This window comes from Bradyrhizobium sp. BRP22, from assembly GCF_020194175.1.
Classification (GTDB): Bacteria; Pseudomonadota; Alphaproteobacteria; order Rhizobiales; family Xanthobacteraceae; genus Bradyrhizobium.
On the sequence record NZ_JADYVX010000045.1, the window covers coordinates 1 to 19,246 of the forward strand.

The window sequence follows — 19,246 nt, forward strand, 5'->3', positions numbered from 1 at the left end:
CGCAGCGGACGCCAGGGCCGGCTTGCCGAGCATCTGACCCGGATGGACTTCATCGTTCTGGATGAACTCGGATATCTGCCCTTTGCCCAGTCCGGCGGCCAGCTTCTGTTCCACCTCGTCAGCCGGCTCTACGAGCGCGCCTCCGTCATCGTCACCACCAATCTCGCCTTCGGCGAATGGCCGAGCGTGTTTGGCGACGCCAAGATGACCACCCCGCTGCTCGACCGGTTGACCCACCACTGCGACATCGTCGAGACCGGCAACGACAGCTGGCGATTCAAAAGCCGAGACGACGATCACATCACCCGCGCTCGTCTCGCCTCCGCTATCCCGACCAGCTCCGACGAGACGAGCGCTACCGCCAAACCCCGCCGCCCGAAGGGGTCAAAATTGGACGCCGATGAGGGGTCAAATTTGCAAGCCGATTGACATCCTTGAGAACGGAGTCGTTGACCGCGTCTAGAATCATTGTGCGGGCGTCGATCTTGCCATTTGCATGCACCCTGAACGACAGAAATTCCCTGACCGCCCTGTCCGGTCTCACCGTGAAATGGGTCGTTGCGAAGGCGATCGTTCCGTCGGGCTGGATCATGTATCCGTCAAACCGCATGCTCGCCTTGATCGGAGGCCCCGCCCCGTTCGTGCCGTGAACTTGACAGGCTGAGAGGTCGACGAGCATGCGAAACTCCCTCCCTTCGGCGATCGCCTCGCTCAGCGCCGCATAGTCGGCGTTTTTGGGTTCATCCGCGATCGCCCGGTGCATCCAGGGGCTCGACACGATCAGAGCGGCGGCAGCGGCGGCGCGCAGATAGTTTGACAAATGTGGCCCCAGGGATGGAGACTGCGGGGTCCCGTTGCGCTCAAGCAGGCATGTGGTGGCATTCGCCCCTGGCCGGCACCTGATTCGAACTTCGCCGCCTCATGATTGGTGACGACTTCTCGCACCACCAGGGCATGCAGCTTCTGGGCAAAATCTGGATCAAGGCCGCTCTGTGAGGCAAGGCTACGCAGCCGTCTCAACTGCGCTACTTCACGCTTGGGATCTCGAGATGCCAATCCATGTCTGGCCTTGAGCTCTCCGATCGTATGAGTACAGCGAAAGCGCTCTGCGAGCAGATGCACCATCGCGGCATCCAGGTCGTCAACGCTCTGGCGCAGCTTCGCCAGGTCGCCCGCAAAGCCATGCTGATCATCCGTCATTGCGATTCTCTTTCGTCTAGATCCGCCAACCTGCGGCGCATGATCTTCCCGTTGGACGTTGTCGGAAGGTCGCGAACGAACTGTATGGCGCGTGGCACCTTGTAGGCGGCAAGCTCACGGCGGCAGAGCGCAATGATGCCGTCTGCATCCTCGGCCGCACCAGGCCTCAGCACCACATAAGCTTTTGCAATCTCACCTTTCAGCGGGTCCGGAACCCCACCGACCGCGACCAAGGCAACGCTCGGGTGGGCTACGACCACGCGCTCGATTTCCGCGGGGAAGACCTTGAAGCCACTGCTGTTGATCATGTCCTTCTTGCGATCGACGATGAAGATCGCGCCATCATCGTCCATGCTGGCGAGGTCGCCGGTGTGCAGCCAGCCGTCAGGCTCGATCGTTTCGCGGGTCGCTTGCGCATTGCCCCAATAGCCCTGCATGACGATCGGACCGCGCATCGTCAGCTCGCCGACCTCGCCGCGCGGCATGGTCTTCGCAGCGTCCTGTCCATCGGCGATGCGCGCCTCGCAATACGGCATCGCAATTCCGATGGAGCCTAGCTTCCGCTCGCCATAGAGAGGAAATGTGGTGCCGGCGCCAGCCAGTTCAGTCATTCCCCAGAGCTCGATCAGAGGACATCCGAAGCGTTCCTCCACCTCGCGCATCTTGGCAGCGGGCATCATTTGACCGCCGACAGTGCAACGGGTCAGCGAGGATAGGTCGTGGTCCTCGAGGTCGGGCGAGGCCAGCATGTACATATACATGGTCGGCACGCCTTCGAACATCGTCGCCCTATGGTGCTCGATGCTCTCGAGAATCTTGGCCGCATCGAAGCGAGGGTGCATGATGAGCGTGCAACCACACAGCATTCCCGCCTGAAATACGACATTGCCGTAAACATGCGGACAGGGCAGCGCCGTGACAACAACATCGCGATCCGTTTTTAGGTGGGATCGACCTTGACTGGTTCGAAGCTGCGCAGCTCGGCGACAAGCGCGTCGAAGGGTATCATATCCTCCGAATCGTCCGAACCAAAGACCACGTTGATCAATCCGGAGACGCCTGCAGCAATGACCGGCGCGATCGTTTCACGAGTGCCGATCAGCACCTTAGCGGCGCAGTCCCGTGTGACATAGGCGACTTCGGGCGGCGTGAGCATCACGTTGATCGGATTGACAACCGCGCCTGCCTTGAGCGCACCTAGCTCACGATCCACTCCCATGAATTCGGGGCATAAAGGGTCACGCGATCGCCCGGCTCTACGCCAAGGTTTACAAGATTGTGAGCCAAGGTCCCCGAGAGCGCATCGAGTTCACGAAAGCTGAACTCGCGCCGATCCGTCACCAGGGCTGTGCGATCGCCGAACTTTTTTGCCGCCAAGCCAGGCAATTCTGCCAACGTCGTCGTCATTGATGGGCATCCACAGACAATGTCACGGCGGACAGCCCGCCCTTTTGCAGGATGAAGTCGGCGATCTCGTCGACACCCCGACCACTCTTCAGATTGGAGAAGATGAACGGTCGCGCACCCCGCATCCGTCGTGCGTCTGTTTCCATGATCTCCAGATTCGCGCCCACCAAGGGAGCCAGATCAATCTTGTTGATCACGAGCAGGTCGGATCGCATGATCCCCGGCCCTCCCTTGCGCGGGATCTTCTCTCCTGCGGCGACGTCGATCACGTAGACGGTCAGGTCAACAAGCTCCGGGCTGAAGGTGGCGGCGAGATTGTCACCGCCCGACTCGACGAAACAAAGCTCTGCGTCCGGAAACTTCAGGTTCATGTCATGGATCGCCGCCAGATTCATCGAGGCGTCCTCCCGTATGGCCGTGTGCGGACAGCCACCCGTTTCCACCCCCATGATGCGCTCTGCCGTCAGTGCTTGCGCGCGGGTCAGAATGAGTTGATCCTCCTTGGTGTAGATGTCGTTGGTGATCACGTAGATCTCGTAGAAATCACGCAGATGCTTGCACAACGCCTCGACCAGCGCCGTCTTTCCAGAACCCACCGGACCGCCGATTCCTACGCGCAGCGGCCCGTTGGCTGCCGAAATGCCGGGCGTTCGGAGCCACCTGCTCTCGCGTTCAATCGTTTTCATGACCGAAACAACCTCGTATACTGGAGCTCGTGCGCGATGGACGCGAGCTCAACCATCACGCCCGCCGAACCGAGATCGTCGACTGTCTCACGGCTTGCGATTTCACTGCGCGAGAGGATCGGCCGCTCGAGCGCCGCGATGGCAAGCTGACCATCGGTCTGACCGAGAGGCACCAATCGCACCCCCGCGCTCACCAGATTGGCGACGTAGCTGTGCAGGAACGCCGGCAGCGCGATTTCGACGGCAATCCGTTCGCGCGCCGCTCGCGCTCCGAGCAGGACGGCCAACACGGGCGGGCATTTCTGGTCGGAGAAAACGTCCAGAATTCGATCCGGCCACACGCTGCGAAGGGTCGTAAGGCACGCTGACGATTGTTGTGCGGATTCGAGCGCGAATTCGGACGTGCCGCGGGACGCAGCGGCGAGTTCTGCAAGCCGCGGAAGCTCTTCCTCGGCACTCTCGGCCACGCATCGATAGGCTTCTCTGAAGAAGATTGCTTCGTTTCGGCCGGAGCCATAACAAAGGTCGGCCTCGAGCCAATCGATCAGGCTGCGCCGATCGAAGACATAGCTGGCCTCCACGGCCCATTCCAGGCCGTGCGAATAGCTGTAGGCCCCGTTCGGGAACGACGGCGATAGCCAACTCTGCAGCCTTAGGAACGCCAACGTCATATGTCCATAACTCTCGTCTGTCATCGCACCACCATGCCGGCAACGCGTCAGTACATGAAATAGCGCTGCGCCATCGGAACTACATCTACCGGCGGACAAGTGAGCAGCCGTCCGTCGGCTCGCACCTCGTAGGTCTCGGGATCGACTTCCATATGGGGCAGCGCGTCGTTGAGGATCATAGAGTGCTTGCCGATCGATCGCGTGTTCGCGACCGGCAGGAGTTGTTTTGCCAGGCCCAGCTGCCTCGTCGTTTCGAGCGATGCCTGGCTGACGAAGGTCACGGAGTTTCCCCCGGGAGAACGGCCAAAGGCGCCGAACATGGGCCGGTAGTATTCGGGTTGAGGCGTCGGTATCGATGCATTGGGATCACCCATGATCGCGGCGACGATCACGCCGGATTTCAGGACCATGTCGGGTTTGATGCCGAAGAACGCAGGATCCCAGATGACGATGTCCGCGAGCTTTCCGACCTCGAGCGAACCAACATAGCCTGACATTCCCTGCACAATGGCAGGATTGATTGTGTATTTCGCGACGTAACGCCGAGCCCTGAAATTGTCGTTATGCCCGATCTCCTCCGGCAACCGCCCGAACTGCTTTTTCATCTTGTCGGCAGTCTGCCACGTCCGCGTGATCACCTCACCGACACGTCCCATCGCCTGGCTATCCGACGACACGATCGAGAACGCTCCGAGATCGTGCAGGATATCCTCTGCGGCAATCGTCTCCTTTCGGATGCGGCTCTCCGCGAAGGCGACATCCTCCGGGATACGGCGATCCAGGTGATGGGTCACCATCAGCATATCGAGCGCTTCGTCGAGCGTGTTCGCTGTGTAAGGACGCGTCGGATTTGTCGAGGCTGGGATGACGTTCTTCTCGCCGCAGACCTTGATGATATCAGGCGCATGCCCGCCGCCGGCCCCTTCCGTATGGGCCGCATGGATCGTCCTGCCCTTGAATGCTGCTATCGTGCTCTCGACGAATCCGCCTTCGTTCAGGGAATCCGTGTGGATCATGACCTGCACGTCCATGTCATCGGCGACAGAGAGACAGCAGTCGATCGAAGCGGGCGTCGCGCCCCAGTCTTCGTGCAGCTTCAGGCCACACGCGCCGGCTTCGATCTGCTCGACCAGACCCGCGGGTACGCTCGCATTGCCCTTGCCGAAAATGCCGAAGTTCATCGCGAACGCATCCACCGCCTCGAGCATCCGATGGATGTGCCATGGCCCCGGCGTACAGGTCGTCGCTGTCGTCCCTGCGGCGGGCCCGGTCCCACCACCCATCATGGTGGTGACACCCGAGAAAAGCGCCTCGTCGATTTGCTGCGGACAGATGAAATGAATGTGCGTATCCATTCCGCCGGCGGTGACAATCTTGCCCTCGCCCGCGATGATTTCCGTCCCCGGTCCAATGATAATCGAGACACCCGGCTGAATGTCGGGGTTGCCCGCCTTGCCGATCGCGGCAATGAGCCCGTCCTTGATCGCGATGTCGGCCTTCACGATTCCCCAGTGATCGAGGATCAACGCGTTGGTAATGACCGTATCGACCGCTCCCTGCGCGCGCGTGAGCTGCGATTGTCCCATACCGTCTCGAATAACCTTGCCGCCGCCGAATTTGACCTCCTCGCCATAGATCGTGAAGTCCCTCTCGGGCTCAATGAACAGGTCGGTGTCCGCCAGACGCACCTTGTCGCCGACCGTAGGGCCGAACATCTGCGCATAGGCTCTACGACTCATCGTGTGGGACATGTCTTCCTCGTTTTATTTGTTGGACCCGGATGTATCGGTCCTTGTTTGCAGAGGTCCCATCACGCTGCCACTGAAGCCGTAGATGCGCCGCGCTCCGGCAAACGGAATCAATGGGACCTCGCGTGACTGACCCGGCTCAAACCGCACGGCCGTCCCGGCCGGGATATCGAGGCGGCATCCACGAGCGGCCGATCGATCGAACGCGAGTGCGGCGTTCACTTCGGCGAAGTGATAGTGGCTGCCCACCTGGACCGGCCGGTCCCCGGTGTTGGCTACGGCAATCGATAGTCCGGTCCTATCCGCATTCAGGACGACGTCGCCGTCAGCCGGAATGACCTCCCCGGGGATCATGCCACGCCTCCAAGCAGCAGCAGTCCGACAAGCCCGGCGCATACGCCCGCGGCGCGAAGGAAACTTCTTCGGGCCGCGTGTGCTCCCCAGAATCCGATGACCATACCGGTCAAGAGAAGAGCGGCGGTCGCCGTTGTGAAGCCGATCACGTAGGGGACAAGCATCGAGGCGGCTTCAGTTCCGTGTGCGTGACCGTGGAAGAACGCGAACAAGCCGACGGCTGCCGCACCCAGCATAACGGGCATCCTGAATTCGAACGCAACGAACGCTCCGAGTGCCACCACCGAGAGGCTGATCGCCGCCTCCACAAAGCCCATCTGAAATCCTGCACTTGCCGCAGCGAAGCCGCCCAGCATCGCGATCAGAAAGGTCAGCGGCCACACGGCTCTCGCAGATCCACCCACGAGCGCGCTCCACGTTCCCACCAACGTGATCGCAATCAGATGATCCGTGCCGCTGAACGGATGGACAAGACCGGCGTCGAACGAACTGCCCGTGCCCAGGACAGGATGAGCGAAAGCCGGCGAGGTAACCACGCCCAACACGGCGACGCAAAACGGGACGATACGCATCATCAGCTCCTATCGGATCGGGTTGTGTACCGGAACAAGCTTGGTCCCGTCCGGAAACGTCGCCTCCACCTGGATCTCGCGGATCATTTCCGGGATGCCCTCCATGACCTGGTCGCGGCGCAGGAGCCGACCGCCTTCGGACATCAGGTCCGCGACCGACCGTCCGTCGCGAGCGCCTTCCATGATGGCATCCGAGATCAATGCGATGCTTTCGGGATAATTCAGCTTGACACCGCGCGCGAGCCGGCCACGCGCAACGATCGCAGCGAGGGCGATCATCAGCTTGTCTCGTTCCCGTGGCGTCAGATTCAAGATGCGTCTCCCACTTCGCCGCGCTGCTAACAGGACCACATCTTCGGCACTCCGAAGGGACCGGATCCGAGTTCATGGTTGAGTTGATCGAGGAAGCGGCGCAGGCCTCGTCTGAGGTCCACGCCGGCAATCGCCGCTACCCGGATCACGATGACCGCGCCCACGATCGTGACGCCGCACGCGCATTCCAGGGAAGCACCGATCTCGCGCAATCTCTCGAGCCGGGTCTCAAGACCCGGACCGAAGTAGATCATTGTCGCGATCGCCTTCCAGTTCGAGAGCAGGGCCGTCTTCCGAAGCTGCAGAAGCGCCTGATCTGACGCGAAGAAGCCATCCGCCCATACCAGACGGCCGTCGACCCTGACGCGCCAACTGTCTAGGATATGACCGGCAAGAACCTCCTCGCCACTCTCGATGCGGCCGAGAACCAGCCACTCGAGGGCAATCAATTCGGTGCCCGAGCTCACATCGATCTCGGTCTGCCGCGCGATGCGTGCCTGGTTGAAGACGATCGTCTCCTGCGGAAGCCACGCAAGCCGAGCGCTTCCTTGAGCGCGCAAGCGGGTCAGGATTCGCGCAGACCGATCCAGCGCCCGATAGACCTTCTCCGCGGCCTGCGTGGTCACCGTGACCGACGCATTGCCTTGGGCGACCACCTCGATCCTGATCTCGTCGCCGCCTGCGACACCGCCCGAGGTGTTAATGAGGACGGCCTCCTTGCGCCCACGACCGTCGACACTCGGGAAGGCCACGGCCATCGGAAAGTTCTGATAGACGTCAACGAGCTCCGTGCCGTTCGCGGCGCCGGAGAACACAACACGAGCTTTCCCGACAGCGCGCTGCAGGTCGAACTTTTCCTTGGCGCGCCTTTCTCCCGGATGGTCGGGAAGAGCTGCGGATGTACCGCGAGAGCGCTCGTGAACTGCTTCAAACATCCGGTCGGGGCTCGTGATTGACCTTGTTCGTCTCGCTTATCGGCGAGAGAGAGGCCGGGTGCGGAGCGGCAATGCGGACCACCCCCCGACCTTGTGTCGCGAAACCGGGATCAGAACCCCGCAAGTCCCTGGGGGCTGTTGTACGGGATCTTGACGCTGCCGATCTCCTTCAACGAGCCGTCCGGCTGGGTGCTGTAGCTGACCAGCTTCGAGGCGTTGCCGTAGATCTGGTAGAGATAGGCGCCGTCCGGCGTGATCCAGCTGTCGCTGGGACCGCTCGTCACGGTTCCGTTCAGTCCCCGCGCGGTCCCGTCGCCGGGGACCTTCGGACATGCCGGATCGCAGGCAACCTCGAGGCCGCTACCACTGATGTGATAGCTGCTTATGTTGCTGTAGCCGAAATTCGTCGCGTAGATCGTGCGATCATCGGGAGCGATGGCCAGCCAGCACAGCTCGGTGGGCACACCTGCGCTGGTGTCGATCTTGACGAGCGGGCCAATCTTGATCGATCCGTTCTTCTCGATGGAGCAAATGGAGCAACCGTCGCCCACGGCATAGCCGATCACGAACATATTCGGGCGCTGGTGCAGGAAGGCGATGTAGAATGGAGAGCCGGCCTTCGCATCGTAGAACCTGGCCGTGCCGAGCGAGCCGTCCTTTTGCAGGGCGAACACGGCAAGGCCGTCTGGATCCGGCGCATTCGAAGCGATCGAGTGCAGCGCACCGCCGGCCCGCTGGACCCAGAGAATGGGTGAGCCGTCCGGATACAGGCCCGTCAGCGCAATCGGCTCATCGAAAGTGGTGCCGACGAGGACCAACTCCTCGTTCGGCGAGACGACGACCATGGTGGAGACACGGTTTCGCTTGCTCGAGGTGTTGATCGTGTATCGTTCGGGCCGCGGCCTCAGCATGCCTTCGGCATCGACCGACATCAGCCGAAGGTGATCCGGCCCGAACGAGTGCAGCACAAACAGGGTGCGGGTCGACGGAGCGAAGGCTAGCGATTTGGCCGTGCCGCTCCTTCCCTCGACAGGGTTCCCGGTCGACTTCACGTCGAGCAGTGTGAGCCCGCCGTCACTCCCAAGGCGGAAGCTCGAAACCGAGTTGTCTCCACCATTCGTGGCAAACAGAAAACGCCGATCGGACGTAATAATGACGCTTCCCGCGCCTTCAAAGGAGTTGGGCGCGCTGTCCTGGCCGCTAATCGGCTTGAACTCGCCGGAGCCGGCGCCGCCCGTCTTGATCCGCGCGACCTCGACCAGCTTGCCATCTGCCTGGCGGTTGTAGTGGATGATGGCGTTCTCGATCTCGTTGGTCTGGATATAGAGATGGCCAGCCTGCCCTTTCGACATTCCCATCTCACTCGTCGTCGCCTCTTTAGCCATCTCTCGCTCCTTTGATGATTGGCTTGGTTAAATCGAATGACTTTCGGTGACCCGGACCTGCAGCATGGCTATTGCTTCAACGGAGGGTATCCATCGACGTAAACCCAGTCGGACGCCCGCGCCGGCACGGGCACGCCTGGCATTGGGCCTTGAAATTCGTCGTCGTCGTTTTTGAGCGATCGCCCGCGTCGAACCAGGACCATCCCCAGCCGTCGCCCCACAGTGCGCTCTCCGGGTGACTATTCGCGGCATCCTTCACCATGACGAACCACCCTTTCAAACCATCGGCGCGGCTGACGGTGCCGGTCGTCATTTCAGAGGTTGCCGCCTTGAACACCTCCTTGACGAGCACTGCACCGTCCGGGAAGCGCTTGTCCCTCCGATAGGCGTCGATCACTCCCGGCGAGGCGTACACGACGTGAAGCTCCTTCGAGCCCTGACTGTCGTCTGCGGCAACCGCCCAGCTTCCGAGGATTTGATAGGTCGTACGATAATCATCGGGCACATGCTTATGCCCGTCGCGGTCGGCGACACTCGCACCGGGCGAAACGCCATCCGCCGCGTTCGCCCGCGGCTGCGACTGCCTGATCACGGACGTGATCCCAAGGATCACGACGAGGGCGACACATGCGACTTTGGGGATCCTCATGCCGGTCTTCCACCGATTACGTGGTCACCGCGCATCCTTGTTATCGAGCAGCGGATAGAACTGCGTCCAGACCTCGTCCTTCTTGGCATTGGCGATATGGCAGTACGCGCACTCGTCCTTCGACTTCACCTTGGCCATCGGCGCCTTCGGTTCGTGGTGATTGAAGTTGAAGTAGCCCCACCCGTTGGTATCGGCGAAGCGCTTGGAGTCCTTGACGGTTACATCTGCTCCGTTCCACTTGCCCGGGAAGTAGCCGCGTCCCGACGCTTCCGTTCGGGAACCGTCGGCATTCTCCTGCGGCAACGTCAGCTGCAACTCCTTGAACAGGATCGTCCCCTCGGGGAATTCGCCGGTCTTCTTGTAGATCGCGTACGAGCCCGGCTCGATATAGACATTGTGGAATTCCGGGAAGTTCGCCTGCCCGCCGTTGAGCGCATTCGGCGTCAGTGGAGAACCGACATAGACCCACTCGTGGAAATTCTTCGGCAGGAGCAGCTGCCCGTCTGCGGTGTATTCCGGCAGATAGCGCGTATTGCTCTGCGCATTGCTGTCTTTGAGCGATCCGAAGAGCAGGATCGTCGCGACCGCACTGCCCACGATGACCGCCGCTGCCGCCTGGACTCTCACGCGCATTGTCTTCTCCCGCGACTAGAGCCGAACGCACGTTGCGCCGGCACGATTGACCTATTGGAAGAGGAGATAGCCAGTCGCGGAAGATCTTGCGCGCTGGCGATTGCCCTCGCTTTTTCTATCTTGATGTATTCTGTGCCGGTCTCGCGATCGCAAAGAGGTTTGTTCTTCGAAAGCCGCGCAGCGCAATACACCGCGACCACTGTGCGCCGGATCATCGAGGCGGGCAAAAACGCGTGAGGCTGGCCAGCCTGCAAACGACGGTCTGCGAACGCAAGGAATGGAGCCGGCCGTTGAATCACGGAGATCGTCCGTCAGGCCTTCAGCGGTCGTTCGCGGCAGATCCGGTAATTTTCCTGCCAAGGACTAAGCCGCTCGAAGGCCGCGCTCGCGGCCAACACGTCGAAGTCCGCGTTTCGCCGACCTATGATCTGCATCCCGACCGGAAGACCGTCGGATAACCCCGCCGGAATCGAGGCTGCCGGATGACCGGTGAAATTGACGAAGTAAGTGAGGCACCACCCGATGAGAGGATCGATGTCGACACCATTGATCGACTTCGGCCCAATCGTGTTGCCGTCGGTTGCGTTGTCGACCGGCGGGCACGCGAGGGTCGGCGTGACGAGCAGATCAAATCTACCGAGGACGTTCTGGAACGCGTCGTAAACCTCCGACCGGACGGCCTGGTCCCGGAAGAAATCGAGGCCCGACATGCGATTGGTCTTCTCGACCCAATCCATGTATTCGGGCGGAAAGTCGTCACGATGCTGGCCGAACAGATCGATGCCGTCGTGCTTCATGTTCTCGATCGCCTGCAGGTTGAGAAGCATGTAGAGGCGCGACCAGACGTCGCTCAGCTCGCGTTGCGAGCGCGTGATCCCGAGCTTCACTTCCTCCACGTGAGCGCCGGCTTCCTCGAACGCCCGTAACGCGCGGCCGACCGTCTCCGCGACCTTTCCGTCGACCGGAAAGACGTCGAGATTCGGACTGTAAGCAATCCTGAGGCCACGGATGGAACGACGGGTTGCTGCGGTGAAATCGACAGGCGGCTCGATCAGGCTGAAAGGATCTCGTGGATCAGGGCCGGCAAGTACGTTCAACGCAATGGCGGCATCCTCGACCGTCCGTGTGATGGGCCCTTCGAACAGGAACGGCGAATCGACAGTCCCGAACGCGTTGGGACGGACGAGGAACGGCACACGGCCGAATGACGCCTTGTAGCCATAGACCCCGCACCACGCGGACGGGACTCGTATCGAGCCGCCCGCATCCGTACCTTCTGCAATGGGCAGCAGTCCATCGGCTACGGCCGCGGCGCTTCCTCCGGATGACCCGCCCGTGTTCTTGGCAAGATTGAAGGGGTTGCGCGTCGGACCAAACAGGTAGTTATCGCAGGTGCCCCGGAATCCCATCAGAGGGCTGTTGGTCTTGCCCAGGAACACCGCTCCGCCGCGCTTCTCCATGCGCTCGCAGAACACACAATAGCCGTTCACGACGTGGTGCTTGAGCGCACGGATGCCGCCCAGGCTCGCCGGCCAGCCCGGCTTGAAGTCGAACAGATCCTTGAGTGCCGACGGAATGCCGTGCAGTGGCCCCCACGACTCGCCGGCGACCAATGCGCGCTCGGCCTCTTTTGCTCTCATACGCGCGCCGTCGAAGTCCAGATAGACCAGCGCATTCAGGCTCGGGTTACGCGCTTCGATGCGCCGGATGAATACATCAATCACTTCAACCGGCGACAGGTCACGTCGGCGGATGCGAGCCGCCAGTTCGTGCGCGGAAAGGTACGCGAGTTCGTCGGAATGCAAGGTCCGGATAGCGCTCGACATCGTTTGCTCCTTTTGAACCACTTCAGGACGAAACCGCATTTGACATTGAAATAGTTGGTACCCGCGCAGCCGCGATTGCTTCGTCTTTGGCGATCTTGATGCATTCTCCGCCACGGCCATCGACAAGGCATCGATCGGGGTTCATCTGCACTCGTGCGGGCTGCACGGTATGCCGACACACATCCGGACATCCTGCGCGTCACTGCACGAGGACACGCTTCCATGGACCGACCTCCCGTTTCTCGCGGATTCAAATCAAGGCGACAGGTATCCGAAGCCGCCCGGCTACCGCCGGGTCAGTATCTGACGACCGACTTCCCGGTGCTGTCGGCAGGCCCCACACCGGAGATCCGTGTCGCCGACTGGAAGATCGCGCTTCAACTTGGCGGCTCGTTGCTGGAGACATGGACCTGGGACGAGTTCGAGGCGCTGCCCCAGACCACGATCACGGTCGACATTCACTGCGTAACCAAATGGACGAAGCTCAACACAGTCTGGCAGGGCGTCAGCTTCGACGATCTCCTCAAGGCGGTCGGGCTGAGCGAGCCGCCGGACGCCTTTGTCATGGCGCATTGCGACGGCGGATACACGACGAACCTTCCGGTCGCCGACCTGGTCGCGGGAAAGGCGATAATCGCGACCCGCTATGACGGGCTGCCGCTTGCCCCCGCGCACGGCGGCCCAGCACGGCTTCTGGTGCCGCATCTCTATTTCTGGAAGAGCGCGAAGTGGCTGCGAAGGCTCCGCTTCATGCCTAGGGACGAGCCCGGGTTCTGGGAATCGCGTGGCTATCACAACTATGGCGATCCCTGGCGAGAGCAACGATATGACGGCGACTGACGCGCCTTTGCAGCAGCCCAAAATCGAGTGGCAGATCGGTCGCGTGCTGGCCATTGTGGCCGAAACAAGCCGCGTGAAGAGCATCATCCTGCAGCCGTCGCGCTGGTCCGGACACTGGCCCGGCCAGCATGTCGACATCCGGCTCACCGCCGAGGACGGCTATCAAGCCGAACGAAGTTACTCGATCGCATCGCCACCGGAAGAACAACTGCTCGCCCTCACCGTGGAACGGGTCGAGGACGGTGAGGTTTCTCCTTATCTACTCGACGAATTGCGGGTTGGTGACGCTCTCGAATTTCGTGGCCCCATCGGGCGACATTTCATCTGGAGCCAAACTCGCGGTGGACCGATTTGCCTGGTCGCGGGCGGCACCGGGATTACGCCGCTGATGGCCATGTTACGCCACCGTAAAGGGTCGCGCCCAAACATACCGGCTTCACTGATCTATTCGGCGCGCAGCCTTGCTGACGTCGTGTACCGGGACGAGCTCGATACCATGGCTCGCCGCGATCTCAACCTGCGTCTGGTCTATGCGCTCACCCGCGAGCATCCGAGCGACTGGAACGGACATCGTGGGCGGGTCAACGAAGTTCTGCTCGAAGAGCACAGCTTCACGCGCGAGCAGAATCCCACGTTCTTCGTTTGCGGTCCTACCGGGTTTGTCGAAAGCATTTCGAGCATGCTCGTGACGCTCGGTTTCGATCCCTTCACCATCAAGACCGAACGGTTCGGGCCATCAAGAGGATGATCGCCATGGCAGACAACATCGCCGACCTCATTCTTGGCGGTGATCCATGCACACACCTACTTCAGGAAGCCTTTGCCTTTGACATCACCCTGACGAAGGTCCGGTGCGCGGCATGCGACACCGTGTCCGGCCTTGGCTCTCTTGGCGTCGACGGCGGGCCCCAGCAGGCGCTCGTCAAGTGCGCCGATTGCGGAAGCGTTCTGATGAAGGCAAGGCGAACTCAGACGGGGCGTGTCCTTGAAATGCACGGCGCCCGGCACCTGTACTTCTGAATGCTGCGCACGATCACCCACCAAGCTCCGAAAGACCCGTTATGCACGGTGAAGACATCCACCTCGCTGAAATCGAGCGCCAGATTGCCACCATAGCGGCGAACCTTCGCGAGTTGATTGAGCAGGCCGCCTCATATTCTGTCGCGATGAGCGAAGAGCTCGTCGGCCAGCGAATTGACGATCAGGCCGCGCGGCTCGAGATTCTGATCAGGCGCCGCGAAGAACTCCTCAGATCCAGAGCTGGAGAGGACTGAAGTTCGGCGAGCGCGAGCGCGCCGAACAGGTCTGAAAGCGTCAGCTGTGAAATTTCAACCCGTCGACGATCTTGTCGATCACCCTGCGTCCAGCGCGCATGGAAATCCCAACCAGCTTTAAGTCTGCTCGGGAAACTGCCTTCACCGCCTCACGGTTGGCGGAATCGTGGGTGGTCCTGAACATGTCCTCGGTATAGAGCGCCGGCGTCACGCAGCGCGTCAGTGCCCGCTCGAGCGCGCGTGATAGTGCCACGCGGTCGGCGCCGTAGATCAGGATAGGCTGGCCGATCAACGACAGATATTTCGTCCCAGAGCCGTCTTCGTAGGGATCGCCGATGCAGGCCGGAAACGCCGCCGCGATGCCGCTGGCGAGGAAGGAGGCCACATTCAGCTTCTGCCACGGCTCGAGGTCGGTGCGGACCACGATCGCGATCTTGGTGTCGAATTGCATAGCGGTTCCGTCTTATTTCCGCAGCGTTCGCGGTCAGTGAAAGAATCCTCAGTCCAAAACCCCGAACCGATCTTCTGGAGTAAGGGAGCTGGAGTTCGATCAGGTGTCATTTCGACGTTCTAGCGTGCCCACGCTTGCGCACGTGAACGCTATTGCAGGCGCCCCACTTCTGTGCGCGCCCTTCGGGCGAAAACCATTCAGATCGATTTCACCTCGCCGCCGTCCATCCGCAAGGCCGAGCCGGTCATCCAGCGCGCGCCGGGCGATACGAGGAATGCCATCAGCCCGGCAATCTCTTCCGGCTCGCCGTAGCGCGCGATGCCGGCCTCTTTCGGAAACTTCGCCGTTGCCTCCTCGACGGTCATGTTGTGCAGAGGCGCCCAGTGCTGGAGATAGGAGCGGCGGCGCCCTGTCATCACCGGCCCCGGCAGGACGCTGTTGACCTGGACGCCATCACTGATCCCCTTGTCGGAGAACGCCTTTGCCAAAGCAACGATTGCCGCATTGATGGTACCGACCGCGGCATTGGGCGATTTGGGGAAGGAGGCTGAATTTCCTGACATCAAGACCACAGCCCCCTTCGATGCCTTGAGCGATGGCCAGGCCGCGATTGTGAGCCGGCGCGCGCCATGCAGCTTCAAGGCTAGTCCCGCTTCCCACTGCGCGTCCGTTGTCTCGAATAAATCGACCTGCGGCACCGCGCCAGCGATATTGAGCAGCGCGTCGATCCGGCCGAATGCCGCCAAAGTCTGAGCGACAACAGCTCGAGCTGCGTCAGGTTCGGCCAAGTCAGCATCGATCACCAGCACCTCTGCGCCGGCGGCCCTAACCATCTTTGCCGTGTCTTCAAGATTGCTACGATTTCGTGCCACGACCACCAGGGCCGGGAAATCGCGCGCCAGACGCACCGCGGTCGCACGGCCTATTCCCTGGCTCGCGCCCGTCACGATGGCGACTGATTTCAACATATGAATTCTCCCAGATATAGCGCTTACAAATGCCAGTCGTGAACAACGACCATCTTCCCGGCCGCCTCGTTTGCCTCCATGACGCGATGCGCCTCGCGAATCTCTTCGAAGCGAAAGATCCGTGCCGGCTTGACGTCCAGCCGGCCAGCGGCAGCGTCAGCGGCGATGTCCCGCAGGGGCACGTCGGAAAGCGGAAATCCGGGCGTGCCGAATACGAAGCTGCCGAAGAAAGTCAGATGAACGCCGCTCGGCATCTGCAGCAGCGGATTGAAATCGGGAATCGGATCGAGCCCCCCTAGCCAGCCCGCGAGACAGGAACGGCCGCCACGGCGGAGCATGGCGAGGGAGTCGAGCACGACACTGTTGCCGACGAGGTCGAGAACGGCATCAACCTGTTTCGCCTCGGGTAGATGTTTCGAGAGATCTCGACGCTCGATCTCGCACCGCGCAGCCCCGAGCTTCTCCAGCATAGCAAAGCGCTCGCGGCTGCGCGTCGTCGCGATGACCCGCGCGCCTGCACCGACCGCGAGCTTGAGCGCCGCTTGACCAAACGAGGATGTCGCCCCGCGGATGACGAGAAGCTGACCTCTCTGGAGCTCGAGGTTACGGAAGAGACAGGTCCATGCCGTCGCGAAGGTCTCGGGTATTGCGGCGAGCTCGGCCCAGGGCAAATCTGCATCGATCAATGCGACGTTCGAGACCGGAGCACGGGCGTACTCGGCGTAGCTGCCGTTGATGCTCCGGCCGAGACCCCCCATCAATGCGGCCACCTTGGCGCCTACCGGAAATTCTCCGCCCGGGCACGACTTCACGAGACCGACGCATTCAATGCCGCTGATCGGCGCCGCTTCGGCCCATTCGCCCCGGCGCATGTGCATCTCCGCATGGTTGATGCCGAACCCCTTGACCTGGATGACGACATGACCAAGCTGCGGCTCCGGCTCCGGAACGTCCCGATAGACAAGGCTCTCCAATCCGCCGAACTTTTCAAGAACGATGGCGCGCATGATGGTCCTCCTGGCATTCCTCGCGGCGAGGGAAGCGCCGATCACACATTTGAGATCGGCTGGTCAAGAAAATCACCGATCGCCGCTGCGATCTCCCGAGCATGGGTTTCGAGCGCAAAGTGCCCTGTGTCGAAGAAGCGCACTACGGCACCCGGCATGTCGCGCTGGAACGCCTTCGCGCCCGCCGGCAGGAAGAAGGGATCGTTCTCGCCCCAGACCGCCAGGAAGGGCGGCTTGTGCTTGCGGAAGTAAGTCTGGAATTCCGGATACATGGCGACGTTGGTCCTGTAGTCGCCGAAAAGATCGAGCTGGACCTCATCGGCGCCGGCACGCGCGAGATAATGGTTGTCGAGCGTGTATCCATCAGGGGAGATCAGGGAGGCGTCAGGCACCCCGTGGGTGTACTGCCAGACCGTCGTCTCCGGCGAAAGGAATGACCGCAGCACCGCCCGGTTCGCTTGCGATGGATCCTGCCAGTAAGCACGGATCGGGCTCCAGCCTTCGCTCAATCCCTCCTCATAGGCATTGCCATTCTGTGAAATGATGGAAGCGATACGCTCGGGATGTCGAACAGCCAGCCGAAAGCCTGTCGGCGCACCATAGTCGAAGACGTAGAGAGAGAAACGAGCAAGTCCGATGACTTCCGTGAACCGCTCGATCGCTTGCGCCAACGCGGCGAACGTATAGGCAAAGCTTTCGCGAGCCGGCATGTCGGACTGCCCGAACCCAGGCAAATCCGGCGCCACTAACCGGAAGCGATTCGAGAGCGCGGGGATCAATTCGCGGAACATATGGCCGGCCGTCGGAAATCCGTGAAGCAGCAGCAAGGGGGGCGCGTCAGCCCGGCCAGCCTCCCGATAGAATATGTTCAGTCCGTCCACGTCCGCCTTGCGGTATCGAATGCTCGTCATCTGCGGTCCCTCACGGTCCCCCTCGACATCTGCTGCGCCTCGTGAAAACGATGATCCGTTGACAACCGATCCGAGGCGGTCTCAGGTAGATATTTCGTGGCTCGGGACGATCCGGTTACAGACTCCGTGGGATTCTTCTGCTCCGCACGAGACGGCCTGTCGCCTCCTCCGCCAGATCGATCGCCCCTCTGATCCACTCATTCGAACCCCCTGCGATATTCCGTGGGAGTCCAACCCGTCGCTTTGCGGAATGCGGAGCTGAAAGAGCTGGTTTGCGCATAGCCCAGGCTGAGTGCGATGTCTGTGATCGATACCGCGCGATCCGCCAGTCTCGACTTGGCGAACTCCATGCGTCGCTGAACCTGATACTGGTAGGCCGGGATTCCGAACGACTTCTTGAATGCACGGCAGAAGTGGTGAACGCTGAGCCTGGCAAGCTCGGCAAGCTTCAGCAGGCAGACTTGCTCACCCAGATGCTCCTCGACGTACTCGACCACGACACGCTTCTGCCAACCTGCGAGACCTCCGCGGCTGACCGGTGTCGGCTCGCGAACAAGATCGTGATCAGACCTGGAAAGCTCGTGCGCAAGCACGCCGCAGAGCGCCTCGAGGTAGGGGGCGCAATTCGTCTCCGCGCTCTCGATTGCTTTCTTCAGTTTGGAGGCAGTCTCCCAGACCAGCGGATCCTCGAAGTATATTTTTGCGGCGAGCCCGTTCTTACTGTCGTCGGACTTATGAAGCGCGGCGGGATCGAAATAGAGGAAGGTCACCTGGGCAGACGAGGCGGTCTCATGCCATTCCCGATAAGCACGTCCCGCCGGGACAAAGGTCAGCTTTTGCTCAGAACCTCGTAGCTTCGACGAGCAGAGGCCATCGATGGAGGTCTCGCCGCTTTTCCGTGCTCCCTCGTTGTACAACGCCAGGAGATGTCTCGATCCCTGAAAGCGAAATTCAATCCTGTTGCCGACCGGGAGATGAACGCTCTCCGAAAACCACCAACGCCAGCCTATCCCAAGGCGCTTCACCGGCTCGGATGGCGTTATGCTGACCGTCGGATGAAGCGCCGCCTCGGACGACCTGAAAATCTGCATCTCCTCCATCGGCCGGATCGGCGAGGCGGAGACCGCCATCTGCGGCATGCTCTCACTTGAATTTGATACGTACATCCTCATCGTCGTCGCCCTGTTCTGCGCTCCGGATGGCCGCGTCCAGTCGTCAACCAACTTCTTCGGAGGAGACGCCTTGATCGCCTGGATACGGGCGTTGAAGCCGCAAGCTGCAAGTGGCGTTACCTCTCCAGTCAAAGTAAGCTGCCCACACTGGCTGGCAGCACCGCACGGGGACAAGATGCTTTTCATCGCCCTAGCGGGCAATCTCACGCTTGTGCTGTTTCAGCCCATACCTAGGTATGGGTCGC

25 protein-coding genes and 1 pseudogene are annotated in these 19,246 nt (G+C 61.2%); 5 read left to right on the top strand and 21 right to left on the bottom strand.

Translation table 11 applies throughout. The features are described from left to right. Positions 1–429, top strand: a 429-nt coding sequence (locus I6F35_RS34775; RefSeq protein ID WP_225122149.1) for an ATP-binding protein, incomplete at its 5' end; no start/stop codon positions are given. On the opposite strand, the gene I6F35_RS34780 is transcribed toward I6F35_RS34775, so the two are convergent. The 16 genes and pseudogenes from I6F35_RS34780 to I6F35_RS34855 form a co-directional block, all read right to left on the bottom strand. Next, the gene (locus I6F35_RS34780) at positions 356–820 is read right to left on the bottom strand and encodes a VirK family protein (protein WP_225122150.1); all 465 of its coding nucleotides are present in this window, start codon (positions 818–820) and stop codon (positions 356–358) included. The two genes, I6F35_RS34775 and I6F35_RS34780, sit on opposite strands and share 74 nt — an antisense overlap. Positions 821–912: 92 nt before the next feature. After that, a pseudogene (locus tag I6F35_RS34785) lies at positions 913–1,200 on the bottom strand (chorismate mutase); the annotation flags it as partial. Next, on the bottom strand, positions 1,197–2,249 hold the full coding sequence (locus I6F35_RS34790) for an AMP-binding protein (protein ID WP_225122201.1): 1,053 nt from the start codon (positions 2,247–2,249) through the stop codon (positions 1,197–1,199). The pseudogene I6F35_RS34785 and the gene I6F35_RS34790, both read right to left, overlap by 4 nt. Next, on the bottom strand, positions 2,141–2,413 hold the full coding sequence (locus tag I6F35_RS34795; protein ID WP_225122151.1) for an AMP-binding protein: 273 nt from the start codon (positions 2,411–2,413) through the stop codon (positions 2,141–2,143). Before I6F35_RS34795 ends, I6F35_RS34790 begins: the two co-directional genes overlap by 109 nt. Continuing rightward, on the bottom strand, positions 2,398–2,607 hold the full coding sequence (locus tag I6F35_RS34800) for an AMP-binding protein (protein WP_225122152.1): 210 nt from the start codon (positions 2,605–2,607) through the stop codon (positions 2,398–2,400). The genes I6F35_RS34795 and I6F35_RS34800 overlap by 16 nt, the downstream gene beginning before the upstream one ends. Then, positions 2,604–3,248, bottom strand: a complete 645-nt coding sequence (ureG, locus tag I6F35_RS34805) for an urease accessory protein UreG (protein WP_225122202.1) — start codon at positions 3,246–3,248, stop codon at positions 2,604–2,606. The genes I6F35_RS34800 and ureG overlap by 4 nt, the downstream gene beginning before the upstream one ends. Before the next feature lie 41 nt (positions 3,249–3,289). Next, on the bottom strand, positions 3,290–3,988 hold the full coding sequence (locus tag I6F35_RS34810) for an urease accessory protein UreF (RefSeq protein ID WP_225122153.1): 699 nt from the start codon (positions 3,986–3,988) through the stop codon (positions 3,290–3,292). 23 nt (positions 3,989–4,011) lie between these two features. After that, positions 4,012–5,715 (bottom strand): urease subunit alpha, encoded by a 1,704-nt coding sequence (gene ureC, locus I6F35_RS34815; protein WP_225122154.1) that lies wholly within the window; start codon positions 5,713–5,715, stop codon positions 4,012–4,014. A 12-nt stretch (positions 5,716–5,727) separates the two neighbouring features. Then, entirely contained in the window at positions 5,728–6,066 is a 339-nt protein-coding gene (locus I6F35_RS34820; RefSeq protein ID WP_225122155.1) for an urease subunit beta, read from the bottom strand. Further along, positions 6,063–6,638, bottom strand: a complete 576-nt coding sequence (locus tag I6F35_RS34825) for a HupE/UreJ family protein (protein ID WP_225122156.1) — start codon at positions 6,636–6,638, stop codon at positions 6,063–6,065. Before I6F35_RS34825 ends, I6F35_RS34820 begins: the two co-directional genes overlap by 4 nt. Positions 6,639–6,647: 9 nt before the next feature. Beyond that, positions 6,648–6,950 (bottom strand): urease subunit gamma, encoded by a 303-nt coding sequence (locus I6F35_RS34830; protein WP_028148889.1) that lies wholly within the window; start codon positions 6,948–6,950, stop codon positions 6,648–6,650. A 26-nt stretch (positions 6,951–6,976) separates the two neighbouring features. After that, a complete protein-coding gene (locus I6F35_RS34835; protein ID WP_225122157.1) occupies positions 6,977–7,885 on the bottom strand; it encodes an urease accessory protein UreD in 909 nt (302 codons plus the stop codon). Positions 7,886–7,995: 110 nt separating this feature from the next. Beyond that, positions 7,996–9,270 (bottom strand): beta-propeller fold lactonase family protein, encoded by a 1,275-nt coding sequence (locus I6F35_RS34840; RefSeq protein WP_225122158.1) that lies wholly within the window; start codon positions 9,268–9,270, stop codon positions 7,996–7,998. 76 nt (positions 9,271–9,346) lie between these two features. Next, positions 9,347–9,862, bottom strand: a complete 516-nt coding sequence (locus I6F35_RS34845; protein WP_225122159.1) for a cytochrome P460 family protein — start codon at positions 9,860–9,862, stop codon at positions 9,347–9,349. 81 nt (positions 9,863–9,943) lie between these two features. Further along, entirely contained in the window at positions 9,944–10,552 is a 609-nt protein-coding gene (locus I6F35_RS34850; protein WP_225122160.1) for a cytochrome P460 family protein, read from the bottom strand. A 311-nt stretch (positions 10,553–10,863) separates the two neighbouring features. Beyond that, entirely contained in the window at positions 10,864–12,498 is a 1,635-nt protein-coding gene (locus I6F35_RS34855) for an amidase (RefSeq protein WP_225122161.1), read from the bottom strand. Positions 12,499–12,600: 102 nt separating this feature from the next. On the opposite strand from I6F35_RS34855, the gene I6F35_RS34860 reads away from it, so the two are divergent. The 4 genes from I6F35_RS34860 to I6F35_RS34875 are packed head-to-tail and all read left to right on the top strand — an operon-like array spanning position 12,601 to position 14,492. Next, a complete protein-coding gene (locus I6F35_RS34860; RefSeq protein WP_225122162.1) occupies positions 12,601–13,218 on the top strand; it encodes a sulfite oxidase-like oxidoreductase in 618 nt (205 codons plus the stop codon). Further along, entirely contained in the window at positions 13,205–13,966 is a 762-nt protein-coding gene (locus tag I6F35_RS34865) for a ferredoxin reductase (RefSeq protein WP_225122163.1), read from the top strand. Before I6F35_RS34860 ends, I6F35_RS34865 begins: the two co-directional genes overlap by 14 nt. Before the next feature lie 5 nt (positions 13,967–13,971). Beyond that, a complete protein-coding gene (locus I6F35_RS34870; RefSeq protein WP_225122164.1) occupies positions 13,972–14,238 on the top strand; it encodes a DUF6510 family protein in 267 nt (88 codons plus the stop codon). 41 nt (positions 14,239–14,279) lie between these two features. Further along, positions 14,280–14,492 (top strand): hypothetical protein, encoded by a 213-nt coding sequence (locus tag I6F35_RS34875; protein WP_225122165.1) that lies wholly within the window; start codon positions 14,280–14,282, stop codon positions 14,490–14,492. 40 nt (positions 14,493–14,532) lie between these two features. On the opposite strand, the gene I6F35_RS34880 is transcribed toward I6F35_RS34875, so the two are convergent. The 5 genes from I6F35_RS34880 to I6F35_RS34900 form a co-directional block, all read right to left on the bottom strand. Continuing rightward, on the bottom strand, positions 14,533–14,943 hold the full coding sequence (locus tag I6F35_RS34880) for a DUF2000 family protein (RefSeq protein ID WP_225122166.1): 411 nt from the start codon (positions 14,941–14,943) through the stop codon (positions 14,533–14,535). A gap of 197 nt (positions 14,944–15,140) precedes the next feature. Further along, positions 15,141–15,911: an SDR family oxidoreductase gene (locus I6F35_RS34885; RefSeq protein WP_225122167.1), complete on the bottom strand. Its 771-nt coding sequence runs from the start codon at positions 15,909–15,911 to the stop codon at positions 15,141–15,143. Between the two features lie 23 nt (positions 15,912–15,934). Further along, complete coding sequence (locus tag I6F35_RS34890) at positions 15,935–16,918, bottom strand: zinc-binding alcohol dehydrogenase family protein (RefSeq protein ID WP_225122168.1); 984 nt, start codon at positions 16,916–16,918, stop codon at positions 15,935–15,937. Between the two features lie 41 nt (positions 16,919–16,959). Then, a complete protein-coding gene (locus I6F35_RS34895; protein ID WP_225122169.1) occupies positions 16,960–17,829 on the bottom strand; it encodes an alpha/beta fold hydrolase in 870 nt (289 codons plus the stop codon). A 197-nt stretch (positions 17,830–18,026) separates the two neighbouring features. Continuing rightward, the gene (locus I6F35_RS34900; protein WP_225122170.1) at positions 18,027–18,968 is read right to left on the bottom strand and encodes an AraC family transcriptional regulator; all 942 of its coding nucleotides are present in this window, start codon (positions 18,966–18,968) and stop codon (positions 18,027–18,029) included. Positions 18,969–19,246: the final 278 nt, after the last annotated feature.

Coding starts and splice junctions, on each gene's coding strand:
- I6F35_RS34800 (WP_225122152.1), bottom strand. CDS start 2,607: ATGACGACGACGTTGGCAGAATTGCCTGGCTTGGCGGCAAAAAAGTTC.
- I6F35_RS34810 (WP_225122153.1), bottom strand. CDS start 3,988: ATGACAGACGAGAGTTATGGACATATGACGTTGGCGTTCCTAAGGCTG.
- ureC (WP_225122154.1), bottom strand. CDS start 5,715: ATGTCCCACACGATGAGTCGTAGAGCCTATGCGCAGATGTTCGGCCCT.
- I6F35_RS34820 (WP_225122155.1), bottom strand. CDS start 6,066: ATGATCCCCGGGGAGGTCATTCCGGCTGACGGCGACGTCGTCCTGAAT.
- I6F35_RS34825 (WP_225122156.1), bottom strand. CDS start 6,638: ATGCGTATCGTCCCGTTTTGCGTCGCCGTGTTGGGCGTGGTTACCTCG.
- I6F35_RS34835 (WP_225122157.1), bottom strand. CDS start 7,885: ATGTTTGAAGCAGTTCACGAGCGCTCTCGCGGTACATCCGCAGCTCTT.
- I6F35_RS34840 (WP_225122158.1), bottom strand. CDS start 9,270: ATGGCTAAAGAGGCGACGACGAGTGAGATGGGAATGTCGAAAGGGCAG.
- I6F35_RS34850 (WP_225122160.1), bottom strand. CDS start 10,552: ATGCGCGTGAGAGTCCAGGCGGCAGCGGCGGTCATCGTGGGCAGTGCG.
- I6F35_RS34855 (WP_225122161.1), bottom strand. CDS start 12,498: ATGGCCGTGGCGGAGAATGCATCAAGATCGCCAAAGACGAAGCAATCG.
- I6F35_RS34860 (WP_225122162.1), top strand. CDS start 12,601: ATGGACCGACCTCCCGTTTCTCGCGGATTCAAATCAAGGCGACAGGTA.
- I6F35_RS34865 (WP_225122163.1), top strand. CDS start 13,205: ATGACGGCGACTGACGCGCCTTTGCAGCAGCCCAAAATCGAGTGGCAG.
- I6F35_RS34870 (WP_225122164.1), top strand. CDS start 13,972: ATGGCAGACAACATCGCCGACCTCATTCTTGGCGGTGATCCATGCACA.
- I6F35_RS34875 (WP_225122165.1), top strand. CDS start 14,280: ATGCACGGTGAAGACATCCACCTCGCTGAAATCGAGCGCCAGATTGCC.
- I6F35_RS34880 (WP_225122166.1), bottom strand. CDS start 14,943: ATGCAATTCGACACCAAGATCGCGATCGTGGTCCGCACCGACCTCGAG.
- I6F35_RS34885 (WP_225122167.1), bottom strand. CDS start 15,911: ATGTTGAAATCAGTCGCCATCGTGACGGGCGCGAGCCAGGGAATAGGC.
- I6F35_RS34890 (WP_225122168.1), bottom strand. CDS start 16,918: ATGCGCGCCATCGTTCTTGAAAAGTTCGGCGGATTGGAGAGCCTTGTC.
- I6F35_RS34895 (WP_225122169.1), bottom strand. CDS start 17,829: ATGACGAGCATTCGATACCGCAAGGCGGACGTGGACGGACTGAACATA.
- I6F35_RS34900 (WP_225122170.1), bottom strand. CDS start 18,968: ATGCCGCAGATGGCGGTCTCCGCCTCGCCGATCCGGCCGATGGAGGAG.